At 62.4% G+C, this 1,571-nt stretch carries 2 protein-coding genes; both read left to right on the forward strand.

What is annotated here, in order from left to right; genetic code table 11:
• Positions 1–935: hypothetical protein (locus GX108_01985; GenBank protein ID NLO55816.1), on the forward strand; the 935-nt coding region annotated here is incomplete at its 5' end.
• Positions 932–1,571 (forward strand): 3-deoxy-manno-octulosonate cytidylyltransferase (kdsB, locus tag GX108_01990; GenBank protein ID NLO55817.1); only part of this gene is annotated, 640 nt, incomplete at its 3' end. The genes GX108_01985 and kdsB, both read left to right, overlap by 4 nt.

The following is a 1,571-nucleotide window of genomic DNA, read 5'->3' on the forward strand; positions in this document are numbered from 1 at the left end:
CCTCGGCCCTGGGGCTCGAAGGAGACTTCCTGCCCCGCGGGGGTGCCTTCGAGTTCACCCAACTGTCGCAGGGGCAGTTGGACATCCTCCGGAGGGAGATGATCCTCGACGAGGACCTCCTCGAAAGAGGGGAAAAAGCCGATGGCAGGCGTGTCATCAAGGCTGCCGGGAACATGGCCTACCCCATGGGGTTGAGGGCGGAGAACCTGGCCGGTGAAATACTTGTCTTCAGCAAGGCCTGCGGACTTCCCTTCGAGGTAGCGGCCGGATGGGGGGCGGACCGGCGCACCATGATAGGCATGGGAGCGGAAAAGGGCCTGCCCGTGCTGGTGAGCATCCCCCAGATGGTGGGGCATGGCCATGTGGGCATGGCCATCGGCGACAGCATCTCCGTCTTCGAACGGTCCAGGCGCATAGCCTCGATGCTCGAGGCCGCCGATGTCATCATCGAGTCGGCGGTAGCCCTCACCCAGGAAATCCACGATGGCCCCTTCGAATGCTACACGGGGCACGGCATATGGTCTTGGTGGAAAGGGCTGCGGACCTTTTCCCTAGAGGGCAAGATCCTCATACGCATCGACCTCGACGAGAACCTGAGAAAAGCCCAGGACCTCGAGAAGGAGAGCGCTCTCATCCAGGAAGCGATAAACAGGGGACTCCCAAAGACGAAAATCTCGAAGATCCCCTTCCGGATGGAGATGTCCGCCTTCGCGCGCCATGAGGGGAGCATCCCCATCATTGGGGACATCGGCGAGGTCTGGCCCGTGATGGCCTGGAAAGCTGCGAAGGCCCTGGGGATTTCCCTCGACTTCATGAGCTACGCCCAGCACACACCGGAAGGCCAGGCGATGCGCGAATGGATCGTGAAAGAAGTGAAGCCCCTGGACAGGGAAAAACTGATCGCCAAGGCCGGGGAGCATGGCGAGACGCCATGAGGGTGCTGGGGGTCATCCCCGCCAGGTATGCCTCGATTCGCCTTCCGGGCAAACCCCTGGCCGATATCTGCGGCAAGACCCTCATCCAGAGGGTCTACGAACGGGCCGCCCTGTCGAAAACCCTGGACCGGCTGGTCGTTGCCACCGACGACGCTCGTATCCTTGAAGCCGTCCATTCCTTCGGGGGCGAAGGTCTCATGACCTCCCCCGATCACCCCAACGGGACCTACCGCGTGGCGGAGGCGTCAAAACATGACGATGCGGAGGTAGTGATCAATATCCAGGGGGATGAGCCCCTCCTCGACCCCGTCATGATCGACGAAGCCGCCAGGGCCCTGCTCGAGGACAGGAACGCCCCGTCCTCAACGCTCTGCGCTCCCCTGGACCCCGAATCCATGGCGGACCCCAACACGGTGAAGGTGGTGACCGACCTGGAGGGGTGCGCCCTTTACTTCAGCCGGTGCCCCATCCCCTACCGGCGGGTGCGGACGGATATCCCCCTCTTCCAACACATCGGCATCTACGGTTTCCGGCGGGATTTTCTCTTCACCTACGCGGACCTGGCCCCGACCCCCCTATCGGAAGCCGAATCCCTCGAGCAACTCAGAATCCTGGAACACGGCTTCAAAATGAAGG

Source organism: Thermovirga sp. (assembly GCA_012523215.1).
Classification (GTDB): Bacteria; Synergistota; Synergistia; order Synergistales; family Thermovirgaceae; genus 58-81.